Origin of the sequence: Streptomyces tricolor (assembly GCF_002155905.1) — a bacterium.
Taxonomy (GTDB): Bacteria; Actinomycetota; Actinomycetes; order Streptomycetales; family Streptomycetaceae; genus Streptomyces; species Streptomyces tricolor.
This window is the reverse complement of sequence record NZ_MUMF01000531.1, coordinates 1-881: the sequence shown is the minus strand read 5'-3', so window position 1 is coordinate 881 and position 881 is coordinate 1. Positions and strand designations below refer to the sequence as shown.

Annotated in this window: 1 pseudogene; it reads left to right on the top strand. The window is 74.2% G+C overall.

The annotated features are described in order from the left end of the window. Window positions 1-655: 655 nt before the first annotated feature. Window positions 656-881: pseudogene (locus tag CCN44_RS45680) on the top strand (hypothetical protein); the annotation flags it as partial.

Sequence of the window (881 nt, the reverse complement as noted above, 5' to 3'; positions counted from 1 at the left end):
CCGGCGTGGCCCGCCGCGGACATCACCGGCCTCGCGGACCTGCTGACCCGCCTCGGCGGTACGGGCCTGTCCGGCCGCTGAGTCCGCCGCGCCGCGCGCCGCCGTGCCGCAACTCCTGGTGGTGCAGGTCACGTTGAGCTGTGGCCGGATTGTGCGCGACCTGTGCCCCTTGGGTGGCATGCTCATGCTCGTCACCGAGTTACCGACCGGTTCTACCCATGAGTAGAGCCGGTATCGGCAACTCTCTGCCACCCCCCACCTCTCACAGGACCCACCTTGCGCAGACGCATGAGGCACAGGCGTGCCCTGCTGCCCGCTTTCGCCATGACCACACTGTTCCTCGCCGCCGCCTGCTCCTCGCCGGCGCCGCGGGCCGCCCAGCAGCCGGCCGCCGCACCGGAGCAGCAGCTCCGGGCCACCGAGCAGCCCGCCGACGNNCGCCGCTCCCACCGCCACCGCGACCGCGACCGCCACGGCGGCCCCGGGCCGCTCCCGGCAGCGCGCGCACCGGACCACGCTCACCGTCAGCTCCTACGACGGCCGCACCCGGCGGGCCGTCATCTCCGACCGGCCGCAGCGGACGGCGGGTTCAGCACCCGCGCCCACGCCGTCCACCGGCTCCTCCGCCGCACCGCGCCGGACCGCCGTGGGCGACGTGATCGCCAGCGCGCCCGCGCCGGGGGCACCGCACGGACTCCTCGCCAAGGTCACCGAGGTGATCGGCGAACGGGACGGCGGCACCGAGGTGCAGACCGAACCGGCCACCCTCAACGCACTGTTGGGCGACGCCACGGCGAAGGGTGACGTGCCGGTCGACCCGTCGTCCTTCACCGTCGACAAACTGCTGCCCGATGTGCGGGTGTCCTGGTCGAAGACCGGTG